This window comes from Acinetobacter sp. F-1 (assembly GCF_022869025.1).
Classification (GTDB): Bacteria; Pseudomonadota; Gammaproteobacteria; order Pseudomonadales; family Moraxellaceae; genus Acinetobacter; species Acinetobacter pseudolwoffii.
In genome coordinates, this window is record NZ_JAJKFX010000004.1 from 51,296 (window position 1) to 67,203 (window position 15,908).

General features: G+C 45.4%; 15 protein-coding genes. 8 read left to right on the forward strand and 7 right to left on the reverse strand.

What is annotated here, in order from left to right; all coding sequences use genetic code 11:
• Window positions 1-21: 21 nt before the first annotated feature.
• The 3 genes from LOZ91_RS05405 to LOZ91_RS05415 are packed head-to-tail and all read right to left on the reverse strand — an operon-like array spanning window position 22 to window position 2,478.
• The gene (locus tag LOZ91_RS05405) at window positions 22-1,323 is read right to left on the reverse strand and encodes a DUF445 domain-containing protein (protein ID WP_244782767.1); all 1,302 of its coding nucleotides are present in this window, start codon (window positions 1,321-1,323) and stop codon (window positions 22-24) included.
• Window positions 1,324-1,334: 11 nt separating this feature from the next.
• On the reverse strand, window positions 1,335-1,886 hold the full coding sequence (locus LOZ91_RS05410) for a hypothetical protein (RefSeq protein WP_244782768.1): 552 nt from the start codon (window positions 1,884-1,886) through the stop codon (window positions 1,335-1,337).
• Window positions 1,887-1,938: 52 nt separating this feature from the next.
• A complete protein-coding gene (locus LOZ91_RS05415) occupies window positions 1,939-2,478 on the reverse strand; it encodes a DUF924 family protein (RefSeq protein ID WP_074383840.1) in 540 nt (179 codons plus the stop codon).
• Window positions 2,479-2,689: 211 nt separating this feature from the next.
• Between LOZ91_RS05415 and gshA the strand changes: the two genes are divergently transcribed.
• Entirely contained in the window at window positions 2,690-4,267 is a 1,578-nt protein-coding gene (gshA, locus tag LOZ91_RS05420) for a glutamate--cysteine ligase (RefSeq protein WP_100354953.1), read from the forward strand.
• A gap of 18 nt (window positions 4,268-4,285) precedes the next feature.
• Window positions 4,286-4,813 (forward strand): disulfide bond formation protein B, encoded by a 528-nt coding sequence (locus LOZ91_RS05425; protein WP_074383842.1) that lies wholly within the window; start codon window positions 4,286-4,288, stop codon window positions 4,811-4,813.
• Between the two features lie 51 nt (window positions 4,814-4,864).
• On the opposite strand, the gene LOZ91_RS05430 is transcribed toward LOZ91_RS05425, so the two are convergent.
• On the reverse strand, window positions 4,865-6,196 hold the full coding sequence (locus tag LOZ91_RS05430; RefSeq protein WP_005173301.1) for a hypothetical protein: 1,332 nt from the start codon (window positions 6,194-6,196) through the stop codon (window positions 4,865-4,867).
• A gap of 246 nt (window positions 6,197-6,442) precedes the next feature.
• On the opposite strand from LOZ91_RS05430, the gene LOZ91_RS05435 reads away from it, so the two are divergent.
• Entirely contained in the window at window positions 6,443-7,036 is a 594-nt protein-coding gene (locus LOZ91_RS05435) for a YqiA/YcfP family alpha/beta fold hydrolase (RefSeq protein WP_005094963.1), read from the forward strand.
• A 1-nt stretch (window position 7,037) separates the two neighbouring features.
• Complete coding sequence (parE, locus tag LOZ91_RS05440; RefSeq protein ID WP_159516500.1) at window positions 7,038-8,918, forward strand: DNA topoisomerase IV subunit B; 1,881 nt, start codon at window positions 7,038-7,040, stop codon at window positions 8,916-8,918.
• A 108-nt stretch (window positions 8,919-9,026) separates the two neighbouring features.
• Here the strand turns inward: parE and LOZ91_RS05445 are convergent, their stop codons facing one another.
• The 3 genes from LOZ91_RS05445 to LOZ91_RS05455 all read right to left on the reverse strand — a co-directional run bounded on the left by LOZ91_RS05445 (window position 9,027) and on the right by LOZ91_RS05455 (window position 11,206).
• Window positions 9,027-9,755 carry a hypothetical protein gene (locus tag LOZ91_RS05445; RefSeq protein WP_244782769.1) on the reverse strand — a complete coding sequence of 243 codons (729 nt, stop codon included), beginning with the start codon at window positions 9,753-9,755 and terminating at the stop codon, window positions 9,027-9,029.
• A 116-nt stretch (window positions 9,756-9,871) separates the two neighbouring features.
• Window positions 9,872-10,399 (reverse strand): GNAT family N-acetyltransferase, encoded by a 528-nt coding sequence (locus tag LOZ91_RS05450; protein WP_244782770.1) that lies wholly within the window; start codon window positions 10,397-10,399, stop codon window positions 9,872-9,874.
• Window positions 10,400-10,474: 75 nt separating this feature from the next.
• Window positions 10,475-11,206 (reverse strand): outer membrane protein OmpK, encoded by a 732-nt coding sequence (locus tag LOZ91_RS05455; protein ID WP_244782771.1) that lies wholly within the window; start codon window positions 11,204-11,206, stop codon window positions 10,475-10,477.
• Window positions 11,207-12,211: 1,005 nt separating this feature from the next.
• On the opposite strand from LOZ91_RS05455, the gene LOZ91_RS05460 reads away from it, so the two are divergent.
• The 4 genes from LOZ91_RS05460 (at window position 12,212) to dsbD (ending at window position 15,890) form a co-directional block, all read left to right on the forward strand.
• Window positions 12,212-12,580 carry an HPF/RaiA family ribosome-associated protein gene (locus tag LOZ91_RS05460; protein WP_005094974.1) on the forward strand — a complete coding sequence of 123 codons (369 nt, stop codon included), beginning with the start codon at window positions 12,212-12,214 and terminating at the stop codon, window positions 12,578-12,580.
• Window positions 12,581-12,708: 128 nt separating this feature from the next.
• Window positions 12,709-13,251 carry a hypothetical protein gene (locus tag LOZ91_RS05465; RefSeq protein ID WP_100354947.1) on the forward strand — a complete coding sequence of 181 codons (543 nt, stop codon included), beginning with the start codon at window positions 12,709-12,711 and terminating at the stop codon, window positions 13,249-13,251.
• 21 nt (window positions 13,252-13,272) lie between these two features.
• Window positions 13,273-14,028, forward strand: a complete 756-nt coding sequence (locus tag LOZ91_RS05470) for a transporter (RefSeq protein ID WP_159516498.1) — start codon at window positions 13,273-13,275, stop codon at window positions 14,026-14,028.
• 20 nt (window positions 14,029-14,048) lie between these two features.
• Window positions 14,049-15,890 carry a protein-disulfide reductase DsbD gene (dsbD, locus tag LOZ91_RS05475; RefSeq protein ID WP_244782819.1) on the forward strand — a complete coding sequence of 614 codons (1,842 nt, stop codon included), beginning with the start codon at window positions 14,049-14,051 and terminating at the stop codon, window positions 15,888-15,890.
• The last annotated feature ends 18 nt before the right edge of the window (window positions 15,891-15,908 follow it).

Sequence of the window (15,908 nt, forward strand, 5' to 3'; positions counted from 1 at the left end):
GTGTCCAGGATAAAATGATATTTAAATCAGATGCTCCACCGCCGCCCGGATAATCCCGAGCACCAGACCGATACAGGCACCGACCACGACACCATTAACCCGGATCATATGCAGGTCGCCACCGACTTCATTTTCAATCTTGTCGATCATCTCGGTCGAATCCCATTCGTGAATGCGCTCGCTAATGAAACGAATCACTTTTTCACTGTACTGATCACTCAGATCCACCGCGATCCCGCTAAGACGTTTATTCAGCAGCTCACGTACTGAAGCATTCGAGATAATATTTTCCCCCACCTGCTGAATCGCAATTCTGAGATTCTCGGCAATACCGGAATCCGGTTTTTGCAAATCCTCTTTAATGGCATCACATAAAATCACCACGGCGCCACTGATAAAATTCAGCACTTGCGGACTATCGAGCAAGGCATCCTTGGTTTCATTCAGACGCTGGCTGGCTTCACTGTGATTGTCGGCCAGTTGCAACATCCAGTGATGTCCAGTTTCCTCAATTTTAAGCCGCCAAGGATGATCCGGGTCGGCCAGCATCGCTTCAACCCTCTGAATGACGGAATCGATACTGCGTTGCTGTACATCAATTCCGATCCAGCTCGCGCCTTTGGCCAGTTTCCAGACTCCCATTTCCTTGAACAGGTTACGGGTCAGTTCCCGGGTTTCTTCAGGATGTGAGCTCATCCAGGCATGTATCACGTCTAGTCCGCGTTGCAGTACATCCTGATGGAAATCATTTTCGAGTACGGCACGCAGCATCTCGCTGGCCAGGGTATTGATCTGGGTATTTTTGACCCATTGCACGCTATTATTCTGGATAAATCCGGCAATCTGTTCCTGCCCGACAAATTCGAAAACTTTAGGCACAGTTTGCTGGATCACCTGGGTGACCTGGGCATTATTCTGCGGATTAGCCAGCCAACGCCCCGCGGCCAGACTCAGGTCGGTATTGTCCAGACTACGCTGTACAATTTGTGGAGAAAGAAAATTTTCCTGTACAAAACGGCCCATGGACTCCGCAATACGGGCCTTGTTACGTGGAATGATTTCAGTATGGTCACGTAAAAATTTTGGAATGGGCAGACGGCCAAAGGGATTACGGAACAGTACCGTAATCGCATACCAGTCGGCCAGACCACCGACCACACCTGCTTCCGCTGAGAGCATCAAAATATGAATCAGCCAGACATACTCGGGCAGCAGTTTGGCGGCAACCATCAGCGCCAGCCAGGTCAGTACTGCAACCAGCAGGGCGATGGTCGCGAAACGTTTACTGCGTTGAAGGCTCGGGGAGATACTGTCTGTCTGCATAGATGATCCTGTCAGGAGGGATTGGCTGGTTGGGGTTGCAGCACGGCACCGGATGGACTTAAACCATATTTAGCGCCAAGTGACTGTAAAATCAAGCGGGCATCAAAGGCATCTTGCGGGGCCTGACCGGCTTTAAAGCATTCAATGGTATAGGCCACCTGAGCAGGATCCAGGGTGACAGTATAAGGACGGTCATAGAACGGGTCTGGCCAGAACCCCGGATAGCGACGGTAATAACCATATGGATAATAGCTCGGTGCCGGATAGACGATTGCCTGACGTGGCGGTTGCTGGGTACGATTACTTGGATCATTCAGCACTCTAAAGAACTGAAAGCCATTTTGCACAGTGGTCTGCGCGGCTTTGAGCAGGGTAATTTCCTCAGCCGTGCCAAAGCTCATATTGGGCCGGGCCTGAAACCCAATCCGATAGGTGTTGCTGTTGAGGGGCGTGGTACTGTAGCGGCCCAACTGATCAAAGCTTAAAGGCTTTGAGGGTGTCGTTGCACAGCCACTCAGACCCAGTACCGCAATGAGAGCCAGCCCGCAGAGGGTATATTTCATGTTCGATCTCCTGATGCAATGATCCAGTCCAGATAGCGGAGCTTAAAAACTCTTAAAAACTACTGTCTGGCTGGGTCAGGAAAGTTAATTCTTCCGCTGTCGATTCCCGGCCTAAAAGCTGGTTTCGATGCGGATAACGTCCGAAACGGTCAATAATCACTTTATGTCTTAGCTCATAGTCCAACACAGTTGGATTATCCAGCGCTTCAAACAGCTGCAATGCCACTTCATGGATACGTGTTGACTCACTGTGCATAAAGGGCATGTATAAAAAACGGCGGTAGACTGGATCAAGCGCTTGATCGAGTTTTAACTGGATCATTTCCTGAGCCAGAACCAAAGCCATACCATCTTGAGCAAAAGCACGTGGATCATTGCGATATAAATTACGGGATAACTGATCCAGGATAATAATTTCGGCCACCCGGCCTGCTGGCGTTTCTCGCCAGGTCCATAATTCGCCTTGTGCGGCCTGCCGATGCAAGACGCTAAACTTTTCAGCCAGTAAGGCATCAAAGGCTGCGCTTTTAACAAACCAGTTCGGTTCTGCGGCCGGGGAAAACCAGAAGTCTAAAAAATCTTGATAATTCATATGCTTTATTGTTTGCCTCTGCTCATTTAATTATAAAATCACAAATTTCACATGTCTTATAGGGGAAGTTTGTGTTAAAAAATTGCCAAATTAAAAATCAATAGTTTGCCTGAAAAGTAGGCGGCCTATCATGTGCCGGCCAGAAATCACGTTATACTGATTAAACTGATGATTTTAATTTAATAGTTTAGCCCCTTTAAGCGAGATTGTAATGAGTCAACCTGAACCGACTTCCCAAAATGTGTTACCGACCTGGGTAGAGTCGTCACTCATCAAAGGCATGCTGCGTGGTATTGAGCGTGAAAGCTTACGTATGCAGAGTGATGGTTTCCTGTCACAGGCAGGGCATCCGCGTGCCTTGGGTTCAGCCTTGACTCATCCACATATCACCACAGACTATTCTGAAGCCTTAATGGAGTTTATTACGCCGCCGCAGGACACGATCAAAAAAGCCTTGGACTATCTCACTGATATTCACGCGATTGTGCATCGTCATCTGGAAAATGAGGAAAAACTCTGGCCGATGTCAATGCCCTGCATGCTGGATAGCCGCGATGAAAGTATTCCGTTGGCGCAGTATGGCAGCTCGAATATCGGCTTATTTAAAACCTTGTATCGTCATGGCTTGGGGGTGCGTTATGGTCGCCGTATGCAGACCATTTCAGGGGTGCATTATAACCTGTCTTTCCCGGATCATCTGTTCGAAGCCTTACAGCAGCAGGAGCAGGATGAAGCACTCAAGGACTTAAGCCTGCAGGATTATCGCAGCCACCGCTATATGGGGCTGATCCGTAACTTTATTCGTCTGACCCCACTGGTGATGTTCCTGGTCGGTGCCAGTCCGGCAGTCTGCCAGTGCTTTATGACCGGTCGTGATCATCATCTATTGCCCTTGGTAAAAGGCACCCTGTATACCCCTTATGCGACAGCATTGCGTATGGGACGATTTGGCTACCAGAACTCAGCCCAGAAACAGCTCGGCATTCACTATAATAACTTGCAAGACTATCTAGAAGGACTGCAAAAAGCAGTCAAAACGCCGTATAAACCCTTTAGTCGTCTTGGACTAAATGCAGCAGATGGCCAGCCGACTCAGATCAATGATCATGTGCTGCAAATCGAAAATGAATATTACAGTCTGGTACGTCCGAAGCAGGTGCCACAAGAGGGTGAAACCCCATCTCAAGCACTGGAAAATCGCGGGATTGCCTATGTCGAGCTGCGTGCAGTCGATGTCAATCCATATAGCCCGATTGGCATCAATGAAGACACCGCCGGCTTCCTGGAGGTGGTGGCCTTGTATTGTTTATTGCAGGACAGTCCAGCACTTTTCAGTGAGGAGCAGGAGATCATTGAGCAGAATCAGACCGAAGTGGTAAATCGTGGCCGTGCGCCGAATGCTGCAATTCTGGCAGATGGTCAATGCTATCCGATTGAAGACTGGTGTGCCATACATCTGCAACGCATGCAGCCTCTGGCCGAGCTGCTCAATCAGACCTATGCAACCGACCTGTATAGCAATGCCATGAAAATGATGCAGATTCGGGTTGATGAAGTTGATGCGACTTTATCTGCCCTGGTGGTGGGCGATACACGCACTCAAGGCAGTATGTGGCACTTTGGCCAGCATCTGGCTCAGCAACATAGCAGTGTTTATGAAGCACATCAGCTCAGCCCGGAAACACTGGCTTATTTTGAAGAAATGTCACAAAAGTCATTGCAGCAACAACAGCAACTCGAGCAAGATAGCAGCGTCAGTTTTGCTGATTATTTAGCCCAATATCGATAAAAAATAAGAGGATTCACCATGCAATGGGGTTATCGCTTCGTGAGTGGTATGTTATTTTTGGCTGCTGTCATTGGAATGGCATTTGCCTTATATCTTGAGCATGTACAAGGCCTGGTGCCTTGTCCACTCTGTGTGTTTCAGCGTGTGGGATTAATTGGACTGGGGATCATCTCACTCATCGCATGTCTGCATAACCCTAAATCCAATATCATGAAGCGGCTCTATGCCTTGCTAGGTTCGCTGAGTATTTTATGGTCTGTGGGCGTCGCTGCCCGGCATGTCTGGTTACAGAATCTGCCACCGGATCAGGTGCCGAGCTGTGGTCCTGGCCTGGAATACTGGCTGGAAACCTTGCCAATGCAGTCGGTATTGCAACAGGTACTCAATGGTTCTGGCGAGTGTGCCACCATTGACTGGATTTTCTTGGGGCAATCTTTGCCGGTCTGGTCTCTGATCTTCTTTAGTATTTTATTGCTGGTCAGTCTATGGCAACTGCTGCGCAAATATAAAACTGCACCGGTTAAACGGCTCAGAGATAAATATTAATAAGTTCGCATTAACAAGCCCTCAATTGAGGGCTTGTTAATGCGCTGAAAGTTAAGTCAGGGCAATACCTTCCAGACTTTCCAGATCAATTGTATATTCACGAATTTGATCAAAGGCTTCATCTTCTACACTTGGATAGAACCAGCGTGCCACCTGTTCGGCGACCAGCGGATGATATTGAATCTCGAAATGGTTCAAGCCATAGAAAATAGCCTTGTGGGCATCCGGAACTTTGAGCTGGAAACGCGGATTGGGATGCTCGCCCAAAGCGCTTTTGATACTGACCAGATAGTCGCCAATCACGTGCAGGGTCTTGTTTTTGCGGTTTTCAAATTCGATCGTACCTGCAACCAGATAGGTGTCGATATGCGACGGGATCGGGGCAGGTTTACGGTTGTCATCCATAAAGCCGATCCGAAGCGCATTATGCTCCCAATCATCATCACGGACGCTGCCATGGCGTAAATCCAGAATTCCATTACTGCGAATATTGACCAGATGACCAATCAGCCGGATCAGCGGGAAATGTCCAAGTTTGTCCTGCAAGCTAAACCCAAAACGTTCCAGAACAGCACCATGATGTGGTGAGCCGAGACAGACCAGATTCTCCACCATATTGATCCAGCCATACATATTCTGCTTGCCATAAAACAGCGCACTACGAGAGACCAGACCCCCCATGCTATGCCCGATCAGGTCAATACTGGTAATTCTCGGATTGCGAGCGACCAGATCCTGCAAGGTATTGGCCAGACTGCGGCCATTGGCTGAAATTCGCCGACCAGTATTGTAATTCAGATACAGCATGGTATTGCGGTCGCGCTGGGCCAGTAATTTTTCTCCAATCCCTTCATATTTGCGATTTGACCAGTCTAAATGGTTCATGCATAAGCCATGTACAAACAGGGTAATCCGTCCGCTCAGCTCACCATTTTGCAATGAGCCATAATGATCATAGATCACCATGGGCAAGGCCAAAGGGTTTTGATATTTCAGCAGATAATCCCCAATAATGCCATTTAAGGCACTGACCAGAAAATGCAAGGAAGGCGTCAGCGGCTTATTATGCAGTTTGGGAAAACGTTCAATAATCTGGCGTAGACCGGGTGCAATCAGGGTATTGCCATAATGAAACAGCATGTCATAGGACATTTGATAGAGCCGGGCAATCGACGGAATATTCTGAATTTTTTGTGAATTATTCTCACTTAGACCAAAAATACTCATTAAAATTTCACGCTGAATACTCTTGATCAGTTCCTGAATCACGTCGTTAAAGCGCGTTGTCACCAGCTGCGCCAGACCTTCCAGTACATCGGCCTGACTCGGTGGGGTTCGGTCCCAGCGACAATAGGTTTCATGTAACGGTGTCAAACTTGGCATCTGATGCTGTCCTTTCAATGAGCCGCATGATTTGTCATCTTTCTTTTTAAAGAACTTCGCGGTATAAATTCTTTTTCTTGTCGAGTTTCCAGATATTGAGGGCCTCATTCTAAAATAGCGAGAATTACAGAATACTTCTGGCTTTTTTGTCAGACAATTTAAGTAATTAACGGGTCTTATAATGTAGTGTACTTCACATTTTTTAAATTAAATTTTGATGATGAATGGGTTTTTTGTTGGTAGTTCATGAATATTATTTATTTGCATGGCTTTAAAAGTAATGCGCACTCGATCAAGGGGACATTGCTGCAACACTACTGTGCAAAATACTCCGGGGTTCAGGTGCATTTGCCTGATTTAAATATGTCGCCACTGGCTGCGATTCAGCAGCTTTCCGAGCAGATTCAGTCAATGCAAGATGTGGCGCTGGTGGGCAGCAGTCTCGGCGGATTCTATGCGACATATCTGGTCGCACAGCATGCTGTGCCTGCTGTACTGATTAATCCGGCAATGCGACCATGGCAATTGTTTCGTGAACTGTTTGACGAGCAACTGCCTTTGCAGGTGCATCCGAACTGGTGTCTGGATGATGCAGATCTGCTGCAACTGCAACAATTGGCCCTGCCAGTTGCACAAGATGCAGACAAAATGCTGGTTCTGCTGCAACAAGGCGATGAAGTTTTGGATTATCGTGAAGCACATCGTTATTATAGTGCTGCGCGTCCCCCTGCAATGCTGATGACCGAAGCGAATGGCAGTCACGGGATGGATGATTTTGCGGAGAAAATTCCGCTGCTCTTACAGTTTTTGTTGGACTGCATAAAAAAGGAAACCGAATAACGTGTCTCAATATACGGCTCAATCTCTTGAAGTTTTATCTGGTCTGGATCCGGTACGTCGTCGTCCGGGCATGTATACCGATACCTCTCGTCCGAACCATCTGGCGCAGGAAGTGATTGATAATGCTGTCGATGAGGCCTTGGCCGGACATGCCAACAAGATTACCGTCACGGTCTGTAAAGATGGTTCATTATCTGTCGAAGATAACGGTCGTGGTATGCCAGTCGATATTCATCCCGAATATGGTCAAAGTGGTATTGAAATCATCATGACCAAACTGCATGCCGGTGGTAAGTTCAGCACCGATAACTACCAGTTTTCCGGTGGTTTGCATGGCGTGGGGATTTCAGTCGTTAATGCACTTTCGACCCGTGTAGAAGTTGAAGTTCAGCGTCAGGGCAACCTGTATAAAATGGCCTTTGAAAATGGTGAGCCGGTTGCACCTCTTGAAGTGCTGGCAGGCAAGGCGCCTAAACGTGCCTCGGGAACTACGGTACATTTCTGGCCTGAAACCAAATACTTCGATTCACCCAAATTTGCCTTAAAAGCTTTAAAGCATAATCTCAAAGCCAAAGCGGTTTTGGCTGCGGGCTTACAGATCAATTATATTGACCAGATCAATGACGAAAAGATCAGCTGGCAGTTTGAAAATGGTCTGGTCGACTATTTGATGGATGAGCTTGAGGATCGTGAAATCATTCCTGCACCGGCTTTTGTTGCAACAGGTGACGCTGAGCATGCTAGTGCCGAGTTTGCGATTTGCTGGAATGTAGAAGGCGGCGATAGCATTCAGGAGTCCTATGTCAACCTGATTCCGACCGCGCAGGGCGGTACCCATGTCAATGGTTTACGTTCAGGCGTGACCGATGCCATGCGTGAATTCTGTGAGCTGCGTAATCTGTTGCCGCGTAATATGAAACTCTCTGCGGAAGATGTCTGGGATGGTGTCAACTATATTCTGTCGCTGAAATTCCAGGAGCCGCAGTTCTCGGGACAAACCAAAGAGCGTCTGTCGAGTCGTGAAGCCTCAGGTACGGTGCAAAATATTGCCAAAGATGCATTTGCACTCTGGCTAAACCAGAATTCTGATATCGCGATGCAACTGGCTGAAATGGCCATTTCCAAAGCGGGTCGCCGTTTAAAAGCCGCGAAAAAAGTAGAACGTAAAAAAATTGTGGCCGGTCCAACCTTGCCGGGTAAATTATCCGACTGTGTTGGACATGATCTGGATCAGTCGGAACTGTTTATTGTGGAAGGCGATTCTGCGGGTGGTTCTGCCAAACAGGCGCGTGATAAAAACTTCCAGGCGATCATGCCCATTCGCGGTAAAATTCTAAACACTTGGGAAGTCTCTTCGGATGAAGTTTTGGCATCGCAAGAAGTACATAACATCGCGATTGCGATCGGGGTCGATCCGGGTTCAGATGACCTGTCAGAACTACGTTATGGCAAAATCTGTATTCTGGCCGATGCCGATTCCGACGGTCTGCATATTGCAACTTTGCTCTGTGCCCTGTTCGTCAAGCATTTCCCAACCTTGGTGGAAGAAGGGCATTTATTCGTTGCCATGCCGCCCTTGTATCGGATTGATGACAACAAAGACGTGCACTATGCCCTGGATGATGACGAGCTCAATGGTATTTTGAAAAAATGCAAAAGCAAAAATCCGCAAATTACCCGATTCAAAGGTCTGGGCGAGATGAATGCCAGCCAGTTACGTGAAACGACCTTAGATCCAAATACACGCCGTTTGGTGCAGCTGGATTTGGATGATAGTCATTTTACCGCAGGTTTACTGGACAAGTTACTTGCGAAAAAACGTGCCAGTGACCGTAAGGAATGGTTAGAGCAAAAAGGCAATCTGGCAGATATTATCGTGTAATAGCTCTCTTTTTTAGATCAAGAGCCCGCAACTGCGGGCTTTTTGCTGGCTTGAATCTAAGCCCTATTTTTTCGATCTGAGCACTGACATTTTTATATCTGAAACCGATTAATTCTCTACTTTTAAGAAAACTCCTGCCGCTGAAACATTATGCCCAAAGCCACAACCTGAATCACCACTATTCTGCTTAAGCACTGCACGATTTCCGAGTTTGGCATCAAAGCCGAAAGAGATATCGATTTTGCAGTCTTCAGAGCGATATTGTGCCTGTGTTTTATTCAGTGGCATCGTGGTATTAAATCCACCTAGATTTGGTCCATAAATCAAACTGCGTAAGCCCATATAGAGACCTTCATATTCGATCACATAATGTTGCTGCTGTTTGACAATTTTCAGCGTACTCCAGGCACCAAAACCGGCATGCTGTACATAAGTACCTGCAAGTTGAGTGTCCTTTTTAGGCGGAGGAAGCTGTTTTAAATTAAACTGACTACTTTTAGCATCGGGGTAAACGGAGAACCAGGCACGTGCCCATTGAGGCTTGCCAAGTTTGCTATAGCTTAAACCCACATTATTAAATGCTGTTGTAATGGCTTGTTCAGAGAAAGAGGTTTTAGCTTCATCCCGGTTCATTTCACAAAAAGATGACCAGGCAGCTTGTTGCTTAAATTGTGCTATGGCCTGTTGATAGTGTTTTTGATCATAGAATTTTTTGCCATTATTGGTGTAGCTCTTCACTTTACTGCAGCTTGTACGAAGTTCTTTTTCAAAATCTGAATCGGCAAAAGTTAGTGTACTTAAAGTTAAAATACCAATACAACATAGAGATTTATACATTGTTTTACTCTGGACGACTTTGATCTGAATAAAACATAGCCAGCTTTGGAAGTAAATAGAGTGTCTGTTTCGATACCAGTTTAATAAAAGAGAGGCCGGTCTAAATAACAGGAGATTTAAAGAGCCGTTACTTCGGCCTGCTCCAAATTCAGTTGTAATAGCACCAGATCGCGCCATTGACCAAACTTTTGTCCAACTTGCGGCATATAAGCACTTTGCACAAAGCCCAGTTTTTCATGCAGGCGAATCGACAAGATATTTTCTGAATCAATCGCTGCGACCATGATATGCAATTGCTGTGCTTGAGCCTCTTCAATTAAATGCTTTAATAAGATAGAACCCAGACCTTGTCCTGCATAATCCGGATTTAGAAAAACTGAATGTTCTACCGTGTGTTGAAAGCCTTGAATACTACGAAACTGGTCATAGCAGGCATAGCCAGCAACACGCTGATCTCGTCTATCTTCAACCACAAAAACTGGGAAATTTTGATTCTTCAACTGCTTAAACCAGATTTTAAAATAGTTCAAATCAAAGGCTGTTCTGTTCCAGGTCGCAGTGCCATGTAGCACTTCTTGATTATAAATCTCGAGGATGGTTTCAAGATCATGCTCGGTGGCATGTCGAATTTGAAAATGATGCATATTTTTGTTCTAGTTTGGCTTGAATAAGGGATGAAAAAAAGCAGAACCGAAGTTCTGCCTTTGATCATACAACAATTAGAAGTGATACTTCACAAGTGCACTGACATCATGCTGATCAATATTTGTACCAAACTTGTTATTCCAAACTGAATGTTCAACACCCACATAAAGCTTAGTCTCTGGAGAAATGTGTTTACCCACATTCCATTTGTATTGAGACGTCCAGTTTAATTCGCTTTTATGATTAGGACCTTCAGCAGTTGACCAATCCAGGAAAGCATCTGCCAGGAATTCTTCACCGCCAATTTTAAATGGCACGGCATAGGTAATGGTCATTTGATAATCATCTTCTTGCAGATCATTTTCAGCTTTGTAGAAGTTGATGGTTGCATAGTTGGTATAAGGGATCGCTAAATTAAAACCAATACCATATAGGTAGTTGTTAAAGCCTTCGCCACCTTCCCAAGTGGTCGCAACCAGCACGTCCTGAATCGGGCCAAGTTCAAGCTTATTACCCGTTACTGCACCTAGGCTTAGACGTGGTGCAACTTCGAAGTAGGTTTCATTACCATCTGGATCATTATTGGTACGATCCGCAAAGGCAAAGAAATCACCATATTTAAAACCGGCTGCATATTCAGCAGTAACTGTTGTTTGATCAAGCTTTTCATCTTGAGTGAGAAATGGTGATTTATAGTTTTCACCATAAAGACCTGTAATGCTAAAGTCCTGCCAAACTGGTTTTGCTTGAGCAAATGCTGCAGTTGAAGCCAATGCACAAAGTGCCGCAAGTTGTGTAAATTTCATTTAAATCTATCCCCCCGAGAAAGCAGAATAAGCATACAGATTAATAAGTAAAAATAAAGTTAAAAGTGATCGCTGACTTAAATATATTTCAGCCCCCATGAGTTGAATGAAGACGATCATCTTCCTCAGTTTTCATTGCCTTTTGCTGATATTTCTCTAAATTATTATTTTTTAAATAAAGTTGAATATGTAGCGTCTTAAAAGACTGAATGTATAACTAGAAATATAAAATCACTTCAATTCAGGATGATGAGTTTAGAAAACCAGTAAAAATAGGGGAATATACAGATTGTTTAGTAATTAATTTGAGCCTGAGGCTGAATAGCTTTGTTCTGTTTGTGTAATGAGGTTAGTTCTAAAATCTCAAATGACGGTCGTTTTATAAGCCTATTCTCAGCGTCGTAAAATAAGAGTGATCGGTCTTATATTTCAATTGAAAATCATTTTTGCAGTTTATTATTTTCGAATGACGAAAGAGTATTTTTCCCGGTTCTGCAAAAGCAACTAAATAATGATAAAGCAAATGATCTTTTTTAGCCTGTAAGGCTGACTAGATACACATCTTATAAGAAAAATTATTAGATAAAAGTGAGCTAATTTCGATAAAAAATACTTTTAATTCCTCTTTTTTTAGGTTTCCTGGTCGAGTGTTATTTAAGCGATTCATCTGCTTGGCCAAAAAATTATTTCAAATTAAATCGTGTGAAAGGTTGTGAAATTTCCGTTTGAAAAATCCTGCATTTTTGAGCTGAGTAAGCAGTTGTCACAATGGATTATTCTTTTGCTAAAAAACCAAAATATCACTTGCATATTTCCAAGATACAGCCGATATTCAAGATATAAGGACACGGTTCTGCAGACTCAAAAATGTGTTCATCTTCAAAGTGGAGGGTGTAATTCCAATCATTTGAAGAAGTGAAATGCGATGCGAAACAGCAAGCTACAAACGTGCCAAGATAAAAATTTTTGCACTCAAAAAGTTACAAAGATTGAGGATGGTAATTTATGAATATTGAACTTCGTACAGATAAACACATTCAGAATAGCGAGCGTTTAATTGATTATGTACGTGAAGAATTAAATCAAGAATTCCAGCGCCATAGCGAGCGTATTACTCATTTTTCAGTCCATCTCAGTGATGAAAATGGCGCCAAAGGCGGTGATGATGATATTCGCTGCATGATAGAAGCGCGTCCTGCAGGGTTAAAACCCGTGGTCGTCAATCATCGCGCTCACAATGTGGATACTGCCATTCGTGGTGCGATTGACCGGCTAAAACGCAGTCTGGAACATGTGATTGAGAAAAAAGACAATGTTCGTCCTGGTGCCTTAGCACTGGCAGATACAGATACTGCAGCAGAGATTGACGAGTAATGCTGACCGATTTTAAAAAGCCCTGCGGGGCTTTTTTTGTATGAAACAAAAATATAATAGTGAGAAGCGCAACAAAGCCGCACGTTATTCGGCATAATAGTCGAAAACGAATGAAAGTGAGCTCCATCATGTTAACTGCGCAACAACAAATTTTTGTGCAAGCACTCGAAGAATTAAATCTGGATCAGGTAAAGCAGCTTTTGGCAGATGGACTCAATCCAAATTTTATTGATCATGACAAAGGCCCTGTAATTTCGGTCTGGTCAGATGGTTTATTTAAATGGTGGGAAGAGGTATGCGAGTTATATGAAGCCGGCACACCACTTTCAGCTGAAGAAAAACAGGCACGATTGGCTGTACATTTACAAATTCTGGAAGAATTGATCCAGGCCAAAGTGAATTTGCATCTCTGGGATGCAGAAGAAATTTATGGCCCATTATGGGATGCTGCAAGTGCCGCATGTGCACCTGCCGTGCAGCGTTTACTCGATGAAAAAGTTGATCCAAATAGCAAAGATGAAGATGGCATGACCATTTTATCTTCGATCAGTGACCTGTTCTTCGATTGTGATTTTGATGAAATTAACTGGTCAGAAGCCTTGGATGAAGAAAAACAGACGCTAGAACTCCTGCGTAGTCATGGCGCAAAAATGAGCAAAGAACTGGGTTAAATTTTAATAAAGAGCACCAAGATGACAATATTAAAAACTTTGGGTTTAATTGCACTGACTGGTTGCAGTGCATCACTTTTCGCAGCAGATTTTGAATTTGATCGACCAGGTGAAGGTCTGAGTACAGGCATTACCCCGGTCGGAAATGTTGCCTGGGAGCAAGGTTTGCCCACAGCCCGCTACAGCAAGTCGGGCGAGAAAACGGTAACGACACTGAATGCAGATATGTTGTTACGTACCGGACTTAGTGATGGTCTGGAGTTGCGTCTGGGCTGGGAAGGCCCTGTCTGGTCACAAGTCAAATCCAACGGTCAGACGAATGAAAATGATGGTCTGGGCGATGTCAGTATTGGTCTGAAAAAAGCCATTGATCTGGATGATGACAAACTGAGTCTGGCCTTGCTGGCCGAAGCAGTTATTGCGACAGGCAATGCCGGTTTCAGTAATGAAGAAGATATTTACAGCCTGGGTTCTGTCGTATCGTACCAATATAATGACTTGGTCAGTACCGCATTGACTATGCGTTATGAATGGCAGGACAGCAATTGGGCCATAGCTGCGATTCCATCGATCGGCTACCAGATCACCGATCGCTGGTCAGGCTATTCGGAACTGATTTACCGTAAAGCTGAAAGCATCGATAATGAATACGCGCTTGGCACTGGGGTAATGTATGCACTTAATGACCGGGTTCAGCTGGATGCCAGTGTGGGAGTTGATCTGGACGGTGCAGAGCGAAGCTACTTTTCAGGTTTAGGCGTATCCTTCTTATTCTAGGACACTCCAGTTTCGTGATGATCAGAAACCCGCAATTCCAGAGCTGGGGCAAAATACTTGCCCCGGTCATCTTGGGAAGCTTCGTGTTTAGCAGTCCAGCTCAGGCCGAAACAGCGCTCTTGTCTGCCGAGCAGGCTTTTCCTGTTCATGTGATTTCTACCAGTCAGCAACAGGCTGAACTGAGCTGGCAGATTCCGGATAACTATTATCTGTATCAGCATAAAATTGAAGTGCGGCAGGGCAATCAGCCTGTATTGCTTGAATTACCGCCTGCTAAAGATCTGTATGATGACAACTATGGGCATACCCAGGTGTATTATCAGCAGTTAAAGTTTCAGATTCCGACGCAGGCCAACCAGTCCTATCAGGTGAGCTGGCAGGGCTGTGCCAAAGACCGAATCTGTTATCCGCCGCAAAGTATTCAGTTCAAGACAGATCTGTCAGGTCTGGTGCAATTTGAAGCTGCCGGCCCAGGAAGCAAGCGCTTACTTGATCTAAACGGGTCATCACTACAACACAATACCCTGTTTAATACAGCGGCTTCCTCAGAATCTACAGCGGATGCATTTTCTGCAACCTCTAGCGGGCAACCCGCAGTCGGTGCGGCACAAGACCAAAAATGGTCAGCTCAATTGCTTGAACGCTCTTTGGGTTATGGACTGTTACTGTTCTTTGGCTTAGGAATCTTGCTGGCTTTTACCCCATGTTCCTTGCCGATGCTGCCGATCCTGACCTCGCTGATTGTACGGGACAGCAAAGGTGTCAAAGCCTGGATGATCGCCCTGACTTTTGTCAGCAGTATGGCCGCGGTCTATGCGGTGCTGGGTTTAATTGCGTCTTCGGCCGGCCTGAATTTCCAGCGTTGGTTGCAGCAACCCGGTACCCTGATTGCGTTTAGTGTGTTGTTTGTCCTGTTTGCCCTGAATCTGTTTGGACTGTTTGAAATCAAACTGCCACAACGTCTGGTTCAGCGTCTGGATCGGGCTCAGGCCATGCAGCAGGGTGGTAGTTTGGTCAGTGCTGGAGTCATGGGCATGATCTCGGCGCTGCTGGTCGGGCCATGCATGACCGCACCGTTGGCGGGTGCACTCTTGTTTATTTCCCAGACCCAAAGCCAGTGGCAAGGTGCCTTGCTGCTATTTACCCTCGGTTTTGGCATGGGCACACCTTTACTGTTGGCCAGTATTTTGGGTGCACGGGTACTACCTAAAGCCGGGCACTGGATGAATCAGATCAAAGTGCTCTTTGCCTTTATCATGCTGGCGCTGGCACTGTATTTTATTCGCCCACTGATTTCAGAAGCGACTTTACAGTGGTTATCCTTAGGCTTGGGCATGGTCTTTGTGACCTATGTACTGTTCCGGATTTTCTGGCATCGTACCAGTCTGAGGTGGTTGTATATCCTGTGTCTGGTGATAGCGCTGCCTTATATCAGCTATAGTCAATATCAGCATAGTCAGCGGTTTTTTGTTGAGCAGTCCAGTACAGAAGCCCAGTGGCATGTGGCACGCAGCGCAGCAGAATTTCAACAGATTTTGAATACAGCACCGCAAGGACAAAAGATCGTGATTGATGTCTATGCTGACTGGTGTGTTGCTTGTCAGCCGATTGAACATCGTATTTTAAAATCTGCACAGGTACAGCAGGCTCTGGCACCTTATTTCCTGATCAAGCTGGATTTAAGCCAATACAATGCCTCGCATCAAATGCTGTTAAATCAATGGGAAATTCTGGGACCACCAACCTATTTATTTCTGAATGAGCAGCAGCAGGAAATTCGCGGTTTACGTTTGACCGGTGCTTTTAGCGAAGCAGAATTGCTGGCCCAGCTGCAACGTCTGGCTCAAAGCTCAACTCCATAATATTCATAATCATCGAAA